Origin of the sequence: Polynucleobacter sp. IMCC 30228 (assembly GCF_021395205.1) — a bacterium.
Lineage (GTDB): Bacteria > Pseudomonadota > Gammaproteobacteria > Burkholderiales > Burkholderiaceae > Polynucleobacter.
Window position 1 is genome coordinate 31,657 of sequence record NZ_JAJVCS010000005.1, and the last position, 16,620, is coordinate 48,276.

Annotated in this window: 14 protein-coding genes; 10 read left to right on the forward strand and 4 right to left on the reverse strand. The window is 44.3% G+C overall.

Going from position 1 to position 16,620, the window contains the following annotated elements:
- Positions 1-50 precede the first annotated feature (50 nt).
- The 3 genes from LZT21_RS09475 to LZT21_RS09485 form a co-directional block, all read right to left on the reverse strand.
- A complete protein-coding gene (locus tag LZT21_RS09475; RefSeq protein ID WP_233990429.1) occupies positions 51-1,184 on the reverse strand; it encodes a hypothetical protein in 1,134 nt (377 codons plus the stop codon).
- 274 nt (positions 1,185-1,458) lie between these two features.
- Positions 1,459-2,250, reverse strand: a complete 792-nt coding sequence (locus LZT21_RS09480) for an ABC transporter ATP-binding protein (RefSeq protein WP_233990431.1) — start codon at positions 2,248-2,250, stop codon at positions 1,459-1,461.
- Between the two features lie 2 nt (positions 2,251-2,252).
- Entirely contained in the window at positions 2,253-3,065 is an 813-nt protein-coding gene (locus LZT21_RS09485) for an ABC transporter permease (RefSeq protein WP_233990432.1), read from the reverse strand.
- 152 nt (positions 3,066-3,217) lie between these two features.
- Here LZT21_RS09485 and LZT21_RS09490 point away from each other — a divergent pair, with 152 nt between their 5' ends.
- From LZT21_RS09490 to LZT21_RS09535, 10 genes are all read left to right on the forward strand, one after another.
- Positions 3,218-4,183, forward strand: coding sequence for an NAD-dependent epimerase/dehydratase family protein (locus LZT21_RS09490; protein ID WP_233990434.1), 966 nt, complete (start codon positions 3,218-3,220; stop codon positions 4,181-4,183).
- 3 nt (positions 4,184-4,186) lie between these two features.
- On the forward strand, positions 4,187-6,142 hold the full coding sequence (locus LZT21_RS09495; protein WP_233990436.1) for an HAD-IIIA family hydrolase: 1,956 nt from the start codon (positions 4,187-4,189) through the stop codon (positions 6,140-6,142).
- 54 nt (positions 6,143-6,196) lie between these two features.
- Complete coding sequence (locus tag LZT21_RS09500) at positions 6,197-7,180, forward strand: GHMP kinase (protein ID WP_233990438.1); 984 nt, start codon at positions 6,197-6,199, stop codon at positions 7,178-7,180.
- Between the two features lie 19 nt (positions 7,181-7,199).
- Positions 7,200-7,769, forward strand: a complete 570-nt coding sequence (locus LZT21_RS09505; protein WP_233990439.1) for an SIS domain-containing protein — start codon at positions 7,200-7,202, stop codon at positions 7,767-7,769.
- Positions 7,770-7,806: 37 nt separating this feature from the next.
- Positions 7,807-8,709 carry a glycosyltransferase gene (locus LZT21_RS09510; protein ID WP_233990441.1) on the forward strand — a complete coding sequence of 301 codons (903 nt, stop codon included), beginning with the start codon at positions 7,807-7,809 and terminating at the stop codon, positions 8,707-8,709.
- Complete coding sequence (locus LZT21_RS09515) at positions 8,709-9,890, forward strand: glycosyltransferase family 1 protein (RefSeq protein WP_233990443.1); 1,182 nt, start codon at positions 8,709-8,711, stop codon at positions 9,888-9,890. The genes LZT21_RS09510 and LZT21_RS09515 overlap by 1 nt, the downstream gene beginning before the upstream one ends.
- Complete coding sequence (locus LZT21_RS09520; protein WP_233990445.1) at positions 9,887-10,795, forward strand: SDR family oxidoreductase; 909 nt, start codon at positions 9,887-9,889, stop codon at positions 10,793-10,795. The genes LZT21_RS09515 and LZT21_RS09520 overlap by 4 nt, the downstream gene beginning before the upstream one ends.
- Positions 10,782-11,801: a polysaccharide biosynthesis protein gene (locus tag LZT21_RS09525; protein WP_233990446.1), complete on the forward strand. Its 1,020-nt coding sequence runs from the start codon at positions 10,782-10,784 to the stop codon at positions 11,799-11,801. Before LZT21_RS09520 ends, LZT21_RS09525 begins: the two co-directional genes overlap by 14 nt.
- A 130-nt stretch (positions 11,802-11,931) precedes the next feature.
- Positions 11,932-13,044, forward strand: coding sequence for a non-hydrolyzing UDP-N-acetylglucosamine 2-epimerase (wecB, locus tag LZT21_RS09530; protein ID WP_233990768.1), 1,113 nt, complete (start codon positions 11,932-11,934; stop codon positions 13,042-13,044).
- Between the two features lie 4 nt (positions 13,045-13,048).
- Positions 13,049-14,242 (forward strand): glycosyltransferase family 4 protein, encoded by a 1,194-nt coding sequence (locus tag LZT21_RS09535; RefSeq protein ID WP_233990447.1) that lies wholly within the window; start codon positions 13,049-13,051, stop codon positions 14,240-14,242.
- 59 nt (positions 14,243-14,301) lie between these two features.
- Here LZT21_RS09535 and LZT21_RS09540 read toward each other — a convergent pair whose 3' ends face one another.
- Positions 14,302-16,542, reverse strand: a complete 2,241-nt coding sequence (locus LZT21_RS09540; RefSeq protein WP_233990448.1) for a hypothetical protein — start codon at positions 16,540-16,542, stop codon at positions 14,302-14,304.
- Positions 16,543-16,620 lie beyond the last annotated feature (78 nt).

The following is a 16,620-nucleotide window of genomic DNA, read 5'->3' on the forward strand; positions in this document are numbered from 1 at the left end:
TAATTTAGTTACCCTTTAGCCGCCATAAAGGCATGAAGAGAACGAAAACCCTACTTTTTTGGGCACTGATTAATAAAGAAATCCGTGTAGTCTGGCCGCGTATGGGTAGATAGGACAAATAGACCCAAAGACCGTATATCAACCTCGGATCGAGGGGGTAAAAATTGTCCCAGCCATAAGCCATAACAATTAAATGGCGCAATTCCTTTCTGGTAAACCAACATTGGCGGAATCAAGGCCTGTAAAATACACAGAGCCAATAGAACCCACTTACGAGTCGTGGAGGAAAATAATTCAGTCGGATTAATCTCTTTTAAAACTAATAAAGCCGGCAACCAAATAAGCGCACATAAACGACTAGTATCTAATGCAACCAGTAAAGGTAAAAAGCAAATCACAAGCATCAGGAAAATACTGAATACAGCCGTCCAATAGTCCCATGAAGATTTTGTAGTACGAATTAATTTCGAAGAAGCAAGCCAATAGATACCCCAAAGAGCGCCACCACCGATGGCAGCGCCAGAGATACTAAATGCATGTATCCAAAAAAATTCAACCCCAGAAGAAAGAATTGCCAGATATCCTGCAGGAGTTTCTCCTGATGTGACTTTATGAGCCATGCGAACTATCAAGGCTAGGGATAAAAATAATCCTGGCAAGAAATATAAAGAGGACCGCTTTAATCCCCATCGATAGGAAAACCAAACAAATAAAATTGCAATGTCATAAAGAGTTTTTTCATGCGCCCATGTCGCTAGTACGAGAAGTCCACTAATAATGAACACTTTAAAGGGCCATTGATTCTTGCTGCCAATTAAATATTCTGAAGTTACAACCAGAGCAATGATTGACGAGGGAAAGGCATCAATAATTCCTGAAGAGCTAAAAGATAAATAACTAGTTGATGAGGCGGCAAAAATAAATCCTAGCGCTAGATAAAGAATAGCCTTATTGAGTTCAATATGTTTTAGCTTGGTGCTAAAAATAGATCGGCCTAGTTGTAAGTGGATAAAAAATAACCAAGCAAAGGTAGAAACCAATCTTATAAGGTTACCAATGAAATTAACATTATTTTTTTCAAGAGGCAATAAATAGATAAAACTTCCAATTATTGCTCGAGGTTGAATCCCATGAAAATTATCTACCCCAAAGTAAATCGATGGGGCATTTAAATTAATAGGCACCCAATAGCTAATACACCATAGCATTATAAGCGAAGAGAATGCTGGCAACAGAAATGGATAGCGAATCATAAAGTTTTTTAATTCTTGTAATCTTTTATCAACAAGTTCAATGACAAAAATCTGTCTACTAAAAAATGTACTTGATTCCTATGATGAAATATTTCTTCAAATAAGTCTAAGAAAAAATCTCTGTTGATATTACTACTTCAAAATAGCTAATATGCATTGACAAAACCGTTAGTTTATTTGGAAACCTAAGTTCGATAGTGGTGCGCTACACGCTTTCACCTAAATATAAACGTATTGCCTCATCAACGTCATGCGTATCTAAAATGAGCCTGCCTTTTTCGAGCACAATGGCGTGTTTACAAAATTGCTTAATAGCATCAATGCCGTGGTTTACAAAAATCACGGTAGCACCACTATTGCTAATGGATTCCATTTTGATGAGACATTTTTTTTGGAATTGCACATCTCCTACGGCAAGCACTTCATCAAGAATGAGAATATCGGGCTCTAAGTGGGCCGCAACCGAAAACCCCAAACGCGCTTGCATACCACTAGAGTAGCGTTTAAAAGGGGTGTCAATAAATTGCTCGATTTCTGAAAATGCAACGATCTCATCAAATTTCCGGGTAATTTCAGTGCGACCCATCCCCAAAAGTGCGCCGTTGAGGAAAATATTTTCCCGCCCCGAAAGCTCGCTATGAAAGCCCGTACCCATTTCCAGCAAACTAGAAATACGGCCATAAATCACAATTCGCCCTTCAGTAGGCTTCGTGATTTGGCTCATAATTTTTAAAAGAGTCGATTTGCCAGCGCCATTACGACCTAAAATGCCAAGCTTATCGCCTTTAGGAATATCAAACGAAACGTCTTTTAGAGCCCAAAATTCTTCTGTTGTCACTTCATATGGATCTTTTTGCCCACGCTTGAAGTTCGGAATAAATCTACGGGTAATGAGGCGTCGATAGTGCTCTACTAACTCTTTTAGAGAGCCAGCTGCAGAGCCATGCTGAATGACATAGCGCTTAGAAATATTTTCAATGTGAATGGCAGTTGTCAAGATTAGATCGTATCCGCAAAATTATCTTCGGCTGCGCGAAAAAATTTAATACCTAAATAGAGCATCGCAATACTAATCACCACCGAATAAATTAGACCAGGCCAATAAGGCGCGATAACATTGGGCGTTAAGCTCCAGCGAAAGCCGTTGATAATTCCAGCAACGGGGTTAAGGGCATAAAGCAGCTCCCATTTTTTTGGCACTAATTGATTGAGGTAGCCAACGGGTGAGAGATAGATACCCATTTGCAACACAAAGGGAATGAGTTGTTGAAAATCTCGAAACCGAGCATTGAGCGTTGCCGCCATTAATCCAAGACCAATTGCCAGCATCGCAGCAGATAAAATAAAAATAGGAAAGCAAATAATTTCCAATTGAATCGGTATGCCATACCAGAGCATCATTGCTAGCAGCAGAATAAATCCGAGAGAAAAATCGACTAGACCAACAACTAAGGTGCTGATGGGGAAAATTAACCGGGGACAGTTGACTTTAGTGAACATGGTGGCATTAGCAATGATCGAGTTACTAGTTTCGCCAAAGAGATTAGCAAATAAAAACCACGGCACAATGCCAGCAAAGACCACAAAGCCGTAGGGCAAGCCACTTGAATCGAGCTTAGCGATTGAGCCAAAAAGTAGACTAAAGATCAGCATGGTTAGAATTGGGCGAATTAAAACCCAGCTCATGCCAACTAAGGTCTGCTTGTAGCGCACCGTTAAATCGCGGCGCGTGACATAAAACAGCAAAGAACGACGCTGCCAAATAGCCTTCCAGTAATTCTTCGGGTTTGTTTTGGCTTCAAGAATCAACATGACTCAAATTATATCGGCATCACTCCTAGTTAGGCCCAATTTTTTCTAAAAATGCTTGCAAATTCAATGATTAAGCTTAGTTTGGTCTCCTTAAAGTAGGCTGCTGAAGTGGTAAAATAGGCGCTTACGAGAAAAGGCGACGCGATTTTTCAATGTCCATCCTAATTACTGGTGCAGCAGGGTTTATTGGCGCAAATTTAGTAGCCCGATGTCTTTCACGGGGAAATAATGTGCTGGCGATTGATAATTTGAGTCGCGGCACTTTAGATAATTTGCGTGCTTACCAAGCGGATGCTCGCTTTACCTTTGCCGAATTAGATTTAAACAATCTTTCCGCGTTAAAAAGTAGCATTGGTAGCTATCATGCGAAAGACCCGATCAAAGTAGTATGGCACTTAGCCGCCAACTCTGATATTCCGGCAGGTATTGCTGATGCCGGCGTGGATCTACGCGATACTTTTTTGACGACATTTAATACGCTTGAAGTGATGAAGCAATTGTCAATCCCTAGCCTAGCTTTTGCATCATCCTCAGCCGTATATGGCGATTTTGGTAATCAAGTACTCACCGAAGATTTGGGACCACTTTTCCCCATCTCTAATTACGGGGCTATGAAGCTCGCTTCTGAAGCACTCATTAGCGCCGCAGTAGAAGATTATTTACCCCAGGCATTTATTTTTCGCTTTCCTAATGTAATTGGCTTACCCGCTACGCACGGCGTCATTCTCGATTTCATTCATAAATTACAAAGTAATTCGCAAAGACTAGCCGTCCTTGGTGATGGCACGCAACAAAAAAGTTATCTGCATGTTGAAGAACTGCTAGATGCGATGTTTTTTATAACAGAGCATGCTAAGGACCCACTCAATTATTTTAATATTGGCGCAGATGATGGTGGTATTACCGTTAAAGAAATTGCCGAATTAGTCGTAGCGCGGGTTGCTTCACAGGCGCAAATTAACTATGGGCAGGGTAATAAAGGCTGGGTTGGAGATGTACCTAAATTTACTTACTCGATTGAAAAATTACGCAGTTTAGGTTGGCAACCTAAACTACATTCGAACCAAGCTGTACAAAAAGCCGTTGATCAGATTGCCACTGCTATATTGGGTGCGTAGTCGATGGTAAAGCAAGCTGTCATCCTTGCGGGAGGTAAAGGCACTCGTTTAGCAGCGCGTTTAAACGGTTTACCTAAACCACTCATCGATATTGCCGGCAAAGCTTTATTAGAACGCCAAATCGAGTTACTTAAATACGCTGGTATTGATGAGGTAGTTTTACTTATAAATCATCAGGCCGAGGCGATTTATAAGTTTTGTGAGACGCATCAAAACTGGGGTTTAAAGATCACATTCATTAATGATGGTGTACCTTTAGGAACTACCGGGGCAACCTTTGCAGCATGGGATTATTTAGCTGATGATTTTTTAGTAGTCTATGGTGACACCATGTTAGAGGCGGACCTTGCGCGCATGACTAAGTTTCACGCGTCGCATCCTGAAGTGGCGGCAACTTTATTTTTGCATCCTAACGATCATCCCCATGACTCAGATTTAGTAGAACTTAATTCTACTGGGCAGGTGATCGCCTTTCATCCTTATCCGCATTCGCCAGAAGTTTTTTTACCTAATTTAGTTAATGCCGGTTTATATGTAGTACGTAAAAACGCATTAGCGAGTTGGCAGACTACGTGGCGAACCAAACTTAAGACCACGCTGCAGCTCACTTCGCAGACTTCGCCTCAGCTCATGGATTTTGGGCGCGATCTTTTCCCTGCTTTACTAACTGAAAGCAAAGAGCTGCTGGGATATATCAGCCCTGAATACATTAAGGATTGTGGCACGCCTGCACGCTTAGATAAAGTAACAAAGGATTTTATTAGTGGGCGCATTACTGCCTTTAGTTTGAAGGAGCCACAACGGGCCGTGTTTTTAGATCGGGACGGCGTATTAATTCACGAGGTACATCATTTGCATCAGCCAGAGCAGTTGAGCTTATTACCGCAAGTGGGCGCAGCGCTCAAACGCTTAAATGAGTCGCTTTACCGCGCTATTGTGATTACCAATCAACCTGTGATTGCGCGGGGTGATTGCACTGTTAATGAGCTACAAGGCATTCACAATAAGTTAGAGACTTTACTCGGCCGCGAAGGGGCTTATTTAGATCGTATCCTCTATTGCCCCCATCATCCCGATGCAGGCTTTGCTGGAGAAGTTGCCGCACTAAAAATACCGTGCCAATGTCGCAAACCTGCCATTGGCATGATTGAAGAGGCGCAGAGAGACTGGAATATCGATCTAGAACATTCTTGGTTTATCGGCGACACCACAGTGGATATGCAAACTGCCCACAATGCTGGTGTGCGTTCCATTCTTCTAGAAACCGGTTATGGCGGACTTGACGCGCGCTATCCCATTGTGGCTGATTACACTTTGCCTAATTTAGCGATGGCAGTGGAATTTATTCTCAAGACCCACCCCGAGCTTTTAAAGCAATGTAAAGAATGGGTTTTACCGGTGATGCCTGGAGAGGTGATCGTGATCGGCGGACTATCGCGTAGCGGCAAAAGTATTTTCGCTAGCGCCTTAAAAGAAGCGCTGATGGAGCGCGGCATCACTACGCATACCCTTGCTTTAGATGGCTGGTTAAGGCCAGAAGATGAGCGTGAGTATGGTGTCTTGGGTCGCTACGATGTGCAGGCAATTACGAACTTACTTAAGGCTTGCGTTAATCGTCATGAGCCCATGACCCTAGCAGTACCGATTTACGATAAAAAGGCCCGCGCGGCTCAAGCAATAAAACAAAGTCTCACGATAGGCGTTCAAGATGTAATCATCATTGAGGGTGTAGTGGGGGCAGCCCTAGCGCCGGCTGTGCAGTGTCCTGGCGTACATACCTGGTTTGTCGAGATTGACGAGTTAGTGCGTAAAGAGCGGGTCTTACGCGAATACGCCCTACGTGCTAAAACGCTAGAGGAGGCTGTTAGTATTTATGAAAAGCGCCTTTTAGATGAAAATCCAGTCGTACTAGAGAGTCGCAAGAACGCCCAACGCGTTTTGGATTTGGGTTTAGGTTAAGGTTTAAGTTAAGGACAAGGCTTAGGATGAGACTTGGCATAAGTTACGGAAAAAATGATTATTAGTAAAACTCCTTTACGCATGAGCTTTGCCGGTGGCGGCAGTGATTTGCCTGCTTACTATCAGCAATTTGGCGGTGCAGTAATTAGCACAGCCATTAATCATTTTGTGTATGTCAATGTCAATCCTAAATTTGATCAGGGTATTCGGGTTGGCTATGCCAAAAATGAAGAAGTCAAAGAGGTCGCGCAGATTGAGCATCCGCTGGTACGCAATGCGCTAACCTTATTAAAAATTCATGGTGGAATTGAAATTACTACGATTGCTGATATTCCCTCTAGTGGAACTGGCCTTGGTTCTTCGAGTACGTTTACGGTTGGCCTTTTAAATGCCCTACATGCATATTTGGGCGACTCCGTTTCTGCATTGCAATTGGCGCAAGAGGCTTGTCATGTAGAGTTAGATTTGTGCCATGACCCCATAGGTAAGCAAGATCAATATGCGAGTGCCCTAGGCGGTTTTAATTTTATTGAGTTTGCTTCTGATGGATCTGTTGTAGTTGAGCCCATGATGTGCTCAGCTGCGACCCAAACCCAGTTGCAAGCAGGAATATTACTTTTTTATACCGGCAAAACGCGCTTGGCTAGTGATTTATTGCGCCGCCAAGGACAGTTACTGATTGAAAGTTCTACTAGTCAAGAAGTGATGGCCCAGATGGTGGGTTTAGCCTATCGCTTGCGAGATGATTTAAATAATAATCAGCTAGATAGCTTTGGCTCTATATTGCATGAGGGATGGATGCTCAAAAAAAGCCTGCTGGCTGACATTAGTGAGAATACGATCGATTCCTGGTATGAGAAGGCCCGCAATGCAGGAGCATTGGGTGGCAAAATACTGGGAGCAGGGGCAGGGGGGTTTTTAATGCTCTATGGCCCGCCAGAAACCCACCCTGCTATTGAGAAAGCCCTAGCGCCACTCCGCCGGGTACCTGTTCAGTTTGAGGCTTTGGGAAGTCAAATAATTTTTTCGCAAGCGTAAATATAAAAAGAAACCGTCTATGAATACCTCTACCAATCAAACAAGTGCGCTAACCTATACCGAGCGTTTAAGTCATGTTTTAAAACAACTCGATCACGCAGCAATCGATCGTGCTGTGGCTCTTATTGAATCCGCTTGGAAGGCAGGTAAACAAATAATTACGCTTGGTAATGGAGGGAGTTCCTTAACGGCTTTACACTATATTAACGATTGGAATAAAAGCATTTATTTAAGTCATGGCGTGCCTTTTCGGGGTCGTAGCTTAGTGGATAACGTGGGTTTATTAATGTCGTACGCCAACGATATTGCTTTTGAGGATGTATTTAGTGAGCAACTCAAAAATATTTTAGAGCCAGGCGATCTGGTGATTGCCTTATCTGGCAGTGGCAATTCGGAAAACGTGATTCGTGCCGTTGATTACGCCAATAGTCATGGCGCTATCACCTTGGGGCTTTGTGGTTACCGGGGCGGGCGACTCAAAGAAAAAGCGCAGCAGGTAATTTGGGTAGACGCTGATGATATGCAGCTGGCTGAAGATGTGCATTTTGTTTTTGGTCATATTGTCATGCAGCGTTTATGTGCAAAGTAAGTAATAGACTTCTTTTTGTACTTAAGTAATGGCGCACATGCCTGAAATATCACCCCGAGTCTCAGTAGTACTGCCGGTGTTTAATGCAGCAGCGCATTTATCAGAAGCGCTAGAGAGTATCCTTACTCAAACTTTCACGGATTTTGAACTTCTAGCGGTCTATGACGAATCAAGTGATATGTCGCTGGCGATATTGCAAGCAACTGCTGCGCGCGATGCGCGGGTGAGAATTATTAAAGGATTAGGCAAGCGTTTAACGGGCGCATTGAATCTAGGTTTGCAAGAAGCTAAAGGAGTATTTATTGCCCGTATGGACGCAGATGATGTGAGTTTACCTACGCGTTTAGCTCTTCAAGTAGCGCTTATGGAAAAAGATAATTTGGATGCTTGTGGTTGTCATGTGCAGCAAATCGATGCAAATGGACGATGGGGCCAGGCTATTCCAATGCCCCTTTCCTCTAGCAGTATTTTGGTGACACTCGTTTGCACCGTCCCTTTTGCCCACGGCTCGGTTTTACTGCGCGCAGCGTTTTTAGAAAAGCATCAACTACAATACCATCCTGGCGTACCCGTAGAAGATTATGATTTGTGGTGTCGCATGGTACAAAGTGGTGCGCGTTTAGGTAATGTAAATTCAACCCTTTTTTTATATCGCAATTTACCCAGTGCACTCTCAAAGGTAAATGCGCGTGAGAATCGAGCTGCCATGCATGCTTTACGTCGCAATTTTGTACGCACTCAAATTCCCGAATTAGCTAGTGCCATAACCTATCTATTAGGGAACCCTCAAGATTTACCAGTGCCCCGCTTTGGCTACTTACTTTTAGCTGCGCATTTATTAAGTAGTGAATCTGATACACCGATTCGTTGGCGTGCTCTAGCTAAGACGCCAGCATGGATTAGTGCACGCGTACTGGCAAAACTAGTGCAGGGGTTTTAATGGGCTTACTAAAACCTATTCGTATTGGCATTGATGCGAGTAATTTACGCCAAGGTGGGGGCATTACCCATTTAGCTGAATTATTACGCGCGGTTAGTCCTAAGAGCCATACCTTTACAGAGATCATTGTCTGGGGTGGGGATATAACGCTTACCCGTTTACCGGACGCACCGTGGCTACGTAAAATGAGCATTGCAATGCTTAATCGGGGTTTGTTATGGCGGATATTTTGGCAGGTGCGCTATTTAAGTGAACAAGTACGTGCTAATCAATGCGATATTCTTTTTGTGCCAGGTGGTTCATTTGTTGGCAGTTTTTCGCCGCGGGTGCTCATGAGTCAAAATTTACTTCCCTTTGAGTGGCGTGAGCTTTGCCGAAGTAGCTTTTCTTTATACACCCTCAAAATGTTACTTTTACGGTGGGTGCAGACCTTTAGTTTTCGTCGAGCACAAGGTCTCATTTTTCTCAGCTGCTACGCAAAATCTGCAGTTGAACGAGTAACTGGCTCTTTAGCTTGTCCAACGCAAGTGATTGCGCATGGCCTCGTTCCTAACTTTCAGATTGATCTGGCAGCGCTAACTATGCCGCTGTCAATTAATCAATATTCTCAAGCGCAGCCGTTTTTAATTTTATGCGTGGGCAATATTGACGCCTATAAACACCCTGGGACAGTATTAAAAGCAGTGGCAGCCCTACGTAAGGAGGGATTACCCTTGCGGCTGGAGTTTATCGGCCCAGCAGTTCCAAAGGTCCTTAGGCAATTGCAGTCGCAGTTGCATGCCTTAGATCCACAGGGCGAGTGGGCGCAATACCTAGGCCCACTTTTAACGGAAGATTTAAAGGCCAAATATCAAGCAGCGCAAGTGGGCGTTTTTGCTTCCTCGTGTGAAACTTTTGGCATTATTTTGCTCGAAGAGATGGCCATGGGTTTACCCATGGCTTGCGCTAATCGTAGCGCTATGCCTGAAATTGCCAAAGATTGCGTAGCCTATTTTGATCCTGAATCAACCCCATCTTTAATGTATGCACTTGATACCTTGATTCATTCACCTGAGCTGCGACAAGCCAACCAAACAAAGGCGTTAGCGTTATCAAAAGAGTATGCTTGGCAGCAGTGTGCCTCAGAAACATTTACTTTTTTAGGTGATATAGCTATGCAAAACCGATCGACACTTGCATGAATTCTGCTTCTCAATCACTACGAATTTTAATTTTGGGCGCCAATGGCATGCTCGGCCACATGTTGTTTGAAGTACTCTCTAGCGTGAGAGATTGGCATGTAGTAGGCACCGTACGAAGTAGCAAAGCCAAAAAAATGCTTCAGAGTATTTTGCCGGCTTATGCAGACAAGGTGATCGCAGGTGTGGATGTTACCGATTTAGTAGCGCTTGAAGATGCTTTAGATTTAGCCAAACCCGATGTAGTGATTAATTGCGTGGGTTTAATTAAGCAAGACCAAAGCGCTAATGATCCAATAGCGGCCATTACGCTAAATGCACTTTTGCCACACCGTTTGGAGCAGTGGTGTGCAAAGCACGCCGTGCGCTTGATTCACATTAGTACTGATTGTGTCTTCTCAGGGCAAAAAGGGGGTTATACCGAAGAGGATATTTGCGATGCGCAAGACTGGTATGGCAAAAGCAAGTATTTGGGCGAGTTAAGTAGCCCCAATTCCATGACCTTACGCACCTCAATCATTGGTCCGGAATTACCCAGTCAAGCCAGCCATGGCCTATTGGCTTGGTTTATGGCTCAAACTGGCTCTTGCCCTGGTTATAGCCGGGCCGTCTTCTCAGGTCTACCCACCGTTATACTGGCAGAAATTCTGCGCGATGTAGTTATACCCAATACCAAGCTAAACGGCTTATATCAGGTATCTGCGCAGCCCATTACGAAACTCGATTTGCTACAGATGGTTGCGAACACGTTTAATATGGATATTGCGATAGTGCCTTCTGCCAACCCGATTTTGGATCGATCCTTAAATGGCGCGCGGTTTGAAAAAGCGACTGGTTACCATACGCCAGATTGGCCTGAATTAATCTCGCGTATGCACACCCATTGGACTTGCTATGTTCAAAAATAAAACCCTCTTAATTACTGGTGGCACAGGCTCGTTTGGCACCGCTGTGTTGGAGCGTTTCTTGCATTCGGATGTGGGTGAGATTCGGATTTTTAGTCGTGATGAAAAAAAACAAGAAGACATGCGCCTTGCTTTAAAAAACGAGCGGGTAAAGTTTTACATTGGCGATGTACGTAATTTTGATAGTGTGATGGACGCTATGCAGGGCGTGGACTACGTATTTCATGCTGCCGCACTAAAACAGGTGCCATCGTGTGAGTTTTATCCGATGGAAGCCGTGCAGACCAATATTTTGGGCGCTGAAAATGTACTACGCGCTGCACTTACCAGTGGGGTTGAGCGCTGCGTAGTGCTAAGTACCGATAAGGCGGTATACCCGATTAATGCCATGGGTTTGTCAAAGGCAATGATGGAAAAAGTGATGGTCGCTAAGGCGCGTTTATCAAATCTGGGAAAGCATAATAAAACCGTGGTGTGTGCAACCCGCTACGGTAATGTGATGGGCTCGCGGGGTTCCGTAATCCCATTATTCATCAAGCAACTGCAAAGCGGTCAGGCCTTAACAATTACCGATCCCAATATGACCCGCTTTTTAATGTCTTTAGATGACTCCGTTAATCTCGTTTTGTTCGCTTTTGAGCATGCACGGCCCGGTGATATTTTTGTCCAAAAATCACCAAGTTCAACGATCGGTGATTTAGCTTTGGCACTTACTGAACTCTTGCAAAAACCCAATGCACTGCAAATCATTGGTACCCGACATGGCGAGAAGCTCTATGAAACCTTGGTTTCGCGTGAAGAGATGGCGCGCGCCGAAGACCTTGGAGCTTACTACCGGATTCCAGCAGATGGGCGCGATTTGAATTACGACAAATACTTTAGTGAAGGCGAGCTAGCGCTTTCTCAACAAGATGATTACACCTCACACAATACCCAGCGTTTGGATGTAGCTGCGATTAAAGCACTCCTCATGCAGTCGCCCCTGATTACAAAGGTGCTACATGATTAAGCCAGCAACGAAGTTAGCAACGAAGTCAGCAACTAAGTCAGCAACTAAGCCAAGCAGGAAAACCCCCGCCAAGCTCAAAAAATCTAGCCCAGGTACGCGTGAGTCTCAAGCAAGTGCGCGGCTAAGAGTCATGTCAATCGTGGGTACTCGCCCTGAAATTATTCGCCTGTCACGTGTGATTGCTAAGCTTGATAGCGAATGTGAGCATGTACTTGTTCACACCGGGCAAAACTACGATTACGAGCTAAATCAGATTTTTTTTGAAGAACTCGGAATTCGTAAGCCCGATGTGTTTTTAGAGGCTGCCGGCCAGACACCAGCCATCACTATCGGTCAGGTGATTATGGGGGCCGATCAAGCGCTTGAACGCTACGCACCCCAAGCGGTGTTGATTTTGGGTGATACCAACAGTGCCCTAGCTGCGATTGCTGCTAAACGGCGTCACATACCCATTTTCCATATGGAGGCTGGCAACCGCTGCTTTGATTTTCGTGTGCCCGAAGAAATCAATCGGCGCATTGTGGATCACATTGCAGATATTAATTTACCCTACAGCACAATTGCGCGAGAATATTTACTTCGCGAAGGCTTACCACCCGACCAGATTATTCAAACCGGAAGCCCCTTACGTGAAGTGCTCCAGTACTATGCAAAATCAATTGAGCGCTCACGGATTTTGAAAAAACTCAATTTAAAGCCATTGCAATATTTTGTGGTAAGCGCGCACCGTGAAGAAAATGTTGATGTCCCTCAAAACCTTGCCAAACTTGTTGGCTTACTAAATACCTTGGCTAAGCAATTTTCAAGACCGATTGTCTTTTCTACTCATCCGCGTACCCAAGCCCGTTTGGCTGCAGCCAAACTTAAACTTGATCCCCTTGTGCGCTTACATAAACCCTTTGGGTTTTTTGATTACATCGCACTGCAAACTCAGGCGCAGTGTGTACTCTCAGACAGTGGCACGATTACCGAAGAGTCTTCTATTTTAAACTTTCCAGCCCTTAATTTGCGCGCCGTGCATGAGCGTCCAGAGGGAATGGAGGAGGGCGCAGTGATGTTGGTAGGCTTGAATCCAGAGCGGGTATTACAAGCCTTGGCAGTTTTAAAAACACAAGGCCGCGGGACAAAGCGCGGGCTGGCGATGGTCGCCGATTACGCTGCTACCAACGTCTCTGCAAAGGTATTACGTATTCTGTTGAGTTACACCGACTTCATCAATCAAAAAACCTGGAAACAGGATTAAGTTTTTGGCTTTTCACGTTCTAATTGTGACCGATGCGTATCCCCCGATGCGTACCTCAGGCGCTGTGCAACTCTTTGATTTGGGCCAAGCGTTTCGAAAGGCTGGCCACGCAATCACAGTGATTGTTCCAGTGGCTTCACAGGCTAATAGAGTTAAACGTGAGGTGCACCACGGTTGCGAAGTAATTACGGTGCGAGCCTTTCAAACCAAAGATGTTAATTACGTGCGCCGCACTCTAGCCGAGTTCATCAATCCCTTTTGGATTTGGTTTTATTTGCAAAGCACTTCTGCACTTCAGCATAAAAAAATTGATGGTGTAATTTGGTATTCGCCCACGATTTTCTGGGGACCCTTGGTACGTCGCCTTAAAAAAAAGTTTAGCTGCCCTGCTTATTTAATTTTGCGCGATCTTTTTCCTGATTGGGCGCTTGATTTAGGGGTATTAAAAAAAGGCCCGATCTATACCTTTTTAAAAAAGGTGGAGCGCTATCAATATGCACAGGCTAATGTGATCGGCGCACAATCTCCTAATAACGCTCAGTATTTAGAGCGCCAATTTCCTGATCTTAATAAAAAGATGGAGGTGCTCTGGAACTGGATCGGTGCACCGACGCTATTGAATTGTCCTATAACGCTATCAAATACCCTACTTAAAGGTAAAACAATCTTGGTTTACGCTGGCAATATGGGTTTAGCCCAAGGAATGGACGCGCTCCTAGATTTAGCTCGGTCCTTGGAGGGGTATTCTAACTTGGGCCTATTATTTGTTGGGCGCGGTAGCGAAGTCCCACGCTTAAAAGCGAGTGCTGCGCATGCAGGCTTAACCAATATCCTCTTTTTAGATGAAATTGATCCGGCGTTTATTCCTAGTCTTTTTGCGCAGTGCCATATCGGCTTGATAGCCTTAGATTCTAGGCACACCACCCACAATATTCCGGGTAAGTTATTAACCTATTTACAGTCTGGCTTACCCATTGTTGCGCTTGTTAATCCTGATAATGATTTACTAGAGGTGGTGCAAAAAAACCGAGTGGGAGTAGCAATCACTGATTCAGCTCAGCTGTTAGAAGCTACTTTGACTGTGCAGCACCTACGTCAAACCGATGCCAACCTAAGTGCACGGTGCACCGAGCTAGCTACCACTTTTTTTTCTGCAACAACAGCTATGCAGCAGATTGCCAAACACTTTAAACGCTAGGTTTTATCTGGCGGCGAAGATAGTTTTGCGTTATTAGCATAAGTAGCCAATTCTATTAGTTAGATAGATCTGCGACCTTGTAGTTGTTGCCAATAGTTTGGTAACAAGGATAAGAGATGCACAAGCGCTACGCAGCCCAAGATAAAGTAGGCATAAAAAGCACTCATCAGGTAGATTGGCCAAATGGGCGCGAGACCTAAATAATCTAATATAGAAATTACTACAATGCGCGTGAAAAATAGCAGCGCTAAAGTACTACTTAAAAGGAGTAGTGCACTATTTTTTTGTTTATACAAAAGCCCAAAGGAAAGCGGTATTACTAGTACAAAGAGCAGATTAAAATAGTGATAGAGCTTCGAGTTCCAAAAAAAGAGTGTCTCTAAGAGCGAGTTGGCCAAAATACTCACTCGCGCATTCCAGTAAGTTTTTTGGGGTGAATATAGGGGATTAAAAAGGGGTGCACAGGGCCGCTCTTCATGCACGCCAAAGGTATTCCAGTGCATCAGTGCTGTCATACGCCCAGCCACTACCGCTTCTTTAATTGCTGGGTTAGCCTCAAGGTAACAAGCCTCATTCCACTCGTTCGTGAGGCTGGCACGCACTGCATCTGAAAGAATTAAAGGGAATTTAGTGCGGGTGTTAGGATCAACTCCATAGGCGCGCAATACAACTGGCTTTTGCGGGGTAATTGCGGCCACTGCTGAACATAAAAAGCCGAGGTTTTGGGTACTAAGATGCGCCATATCAGGGCGAAATCCATCTGGACTAACAGTGCACAGGGGACGCCCATTCAGTTCAACTTCTATTAGGCTAAAAGGCTGATTGCTTTGGGTCATTGCCCAGCCACCCACCGTCAAAATGCCATTGACATAACTAATTCGATCAACTACACCACTACCACCCATTGCTAATGGGTAGGCACTGAGTGTAAGTTGCTCTGAGTGTAATTGAAGATTTTTAAATGGACTATCAAAACCAAAGGCCCGCAAACGTTTTTTCATCTCGTAATAAGGCTCCCTTCCTTCTAGTGTTGGAGTGATTTGGGCTAGGGTTGGATTTTGATAGCTGACGGTAATCATGAGCGCTTGCTTGATAAGGTGCGCAATACTCCCCATTGCGCCAGGCTCCTTAAGTAATGCAAAGTCGATCGTGCTCGTATTGTAGGATTTGCAAATGATGCGTGCTTGATCACAAGCTTGATTAATTTGCCCACTAAGGCGGTTTAAAAAGCCCAGCACCTCCGGCAAGCTTTTGTATCCAGCACTGGCAATGGCATCTAAAAATGCATACATAAAATGCCCTACGGGAACCGCTTGGTCACAATTAGACTGGGACATATCTTGACCCAAGGAGCGAAGAGTGGCGCAACCGACTTTAGCCCAGTTGGCGTAATGCTTACTCTCCAGATAAGGCTTAAGCTCTAAGGCGGCAGGCGAGATGAGATATAACTTTTCCCAGTCACGGTTAGCCATGCCGTCAAGGGGTAAGCGAGCAGAAGATGCACGCTGTAAAGCAGGGTAAGCATGTTTAAATGCCTTATCTTGAAAGATGGTCGTCACAGCGCTGTGGTAAGCCCTGGCATTGGTAGCCAAAAGGCCCAGGTGCAAGACTGCAAAAACAACGCTCGCCACAATAGTACATTTGAGTAAAGAAAGCAGATTTTTTTGTTGGTAATACCGAACAACAATAAAGAGCAAAAGAAAGCCTAGTGCCGGTAAAATCCAAATACCTTCTTCTCGAGTATTGAGAAATAAAAATAAGGCTAATGCAAAAACTGCCGCGTGAAAACTCTTGCGCCAATTAAATTGGATCTTCGGCTGAAGGTAGATAAAAAATAACGATGTCACAAGGAGCAACATCAGTTGCGGATAAATGGTGTCACGTACCAAGCGAAATTCGGTCGCCCCATATTGCAATGGGTAAAAAAGTAGCGTCGCAAATAATAGGACGAGCAGTGTTTTATTCCAAAACGTTTGCATGCTGCGAAGGAAATAGTAGGAGCTAAGGCAAACTAATGCCGCCTCTAAAATCCGAATGGGAAGGTGGGTATATAACGAGATACTAATAAACCCAGGATAGACAAACCCTTTAATCAATGTCGTGGCCTCATAAGGGCCAAGCCATTTCAGTTCTGCTAGGTGGCTAGCGAGTCGATAGAATAAAAAATCATCGTGGATGAGGTAGGGAATAAGGTTAAGGGGGATAAAGTAAGCGTAGGTTAGCTTCAGAAGGCAAAGAAAGCCAATTGCTAGGGTTAACCCATTTAGCTGCGGGTTCGCAATACTAAGGTTTATACGCATGGGCTTTAGTAGAGATAAAGGCAGGTTTAAGAGCGTTCATTAAAGCAGTGAAATTGTAAATAAGGCCAAAAGCGCCAA

Coding starts and splice junctions, on each gene's coding strand:
- LZT21_RS09485 (WP_233990432.1), bottom strand. CDS start 3,065: ATGTTGATTCTTGAAGCCAAAACAAACCCGAAGAATTACTGGAAGGCT.
- LZT21_RS09490 (WP_233990434.1), top strand. CDS start 3,218: ATGTCCATCCTAATTACTGGTGCAGCAGGGTTTATTGGCGCAAATTTA.
- LZT21_RS09495 (WP_233990436.1), top strand. CDS start 4,187: ATGGTAAAGCAAGCTGTCATCCTTGCGGGAGGTAAAGGCACTCGTTTA.
- LZT21_RS09500 (WP_233990438.1), top strand. CDS start 6,197: ATGATTATTAGTAAAACTCCTTTACGCATGAGCTTTGCCGGTGGCGGC.
- LZT21_RS09505 (WP_233990439.1), top strand. CDS start 7,200: ATGAATACCTCTACCAATCAAACAAGTGCGCTAACCTATACCGAGCGT.
- LZT21_RS09510 (WP_233990441.1), top strand. CDS start 7,807: ATGCCTGAAATATCACCCCGAGTCTCAGTAGTACTGCCGGTGTTTAAT.
- LZT21_RS09515 (WP_233990443.1), top strand. CDS start 8,709: ATGGGCTTACTAAAACCTATTCGTATTGGCATTGATGCGAGTAATTTA.
- LZT21_RS09520 (WP_233990445.1), top strand. CDS start 9,887: ATGAATTCTGCTTCTCAATCACTACGAATTTTAATTTTGGGCGCCAAT.
- LZT21_RS09525 (WP_233990446.1), top strand. CDS start 10,782: ATGTTCAAAAATAAAACCCTCTTAATTACTGGTGGCACAGGCTCGTTT.
- wecB (WP_233990768.1), top strand. CDS start 11,932: ATGTCAATCGTGGGTACTCGCCCTGAAATTATTCGCCTGTCACGTGTG.
- LZT21_RS09540 (WP_233990448.1), bottom strand. CDS start 16,542: ATGCGTATAAACCTTAGTATTGCGAACCCGCAGCTAAATGGGTTAACC.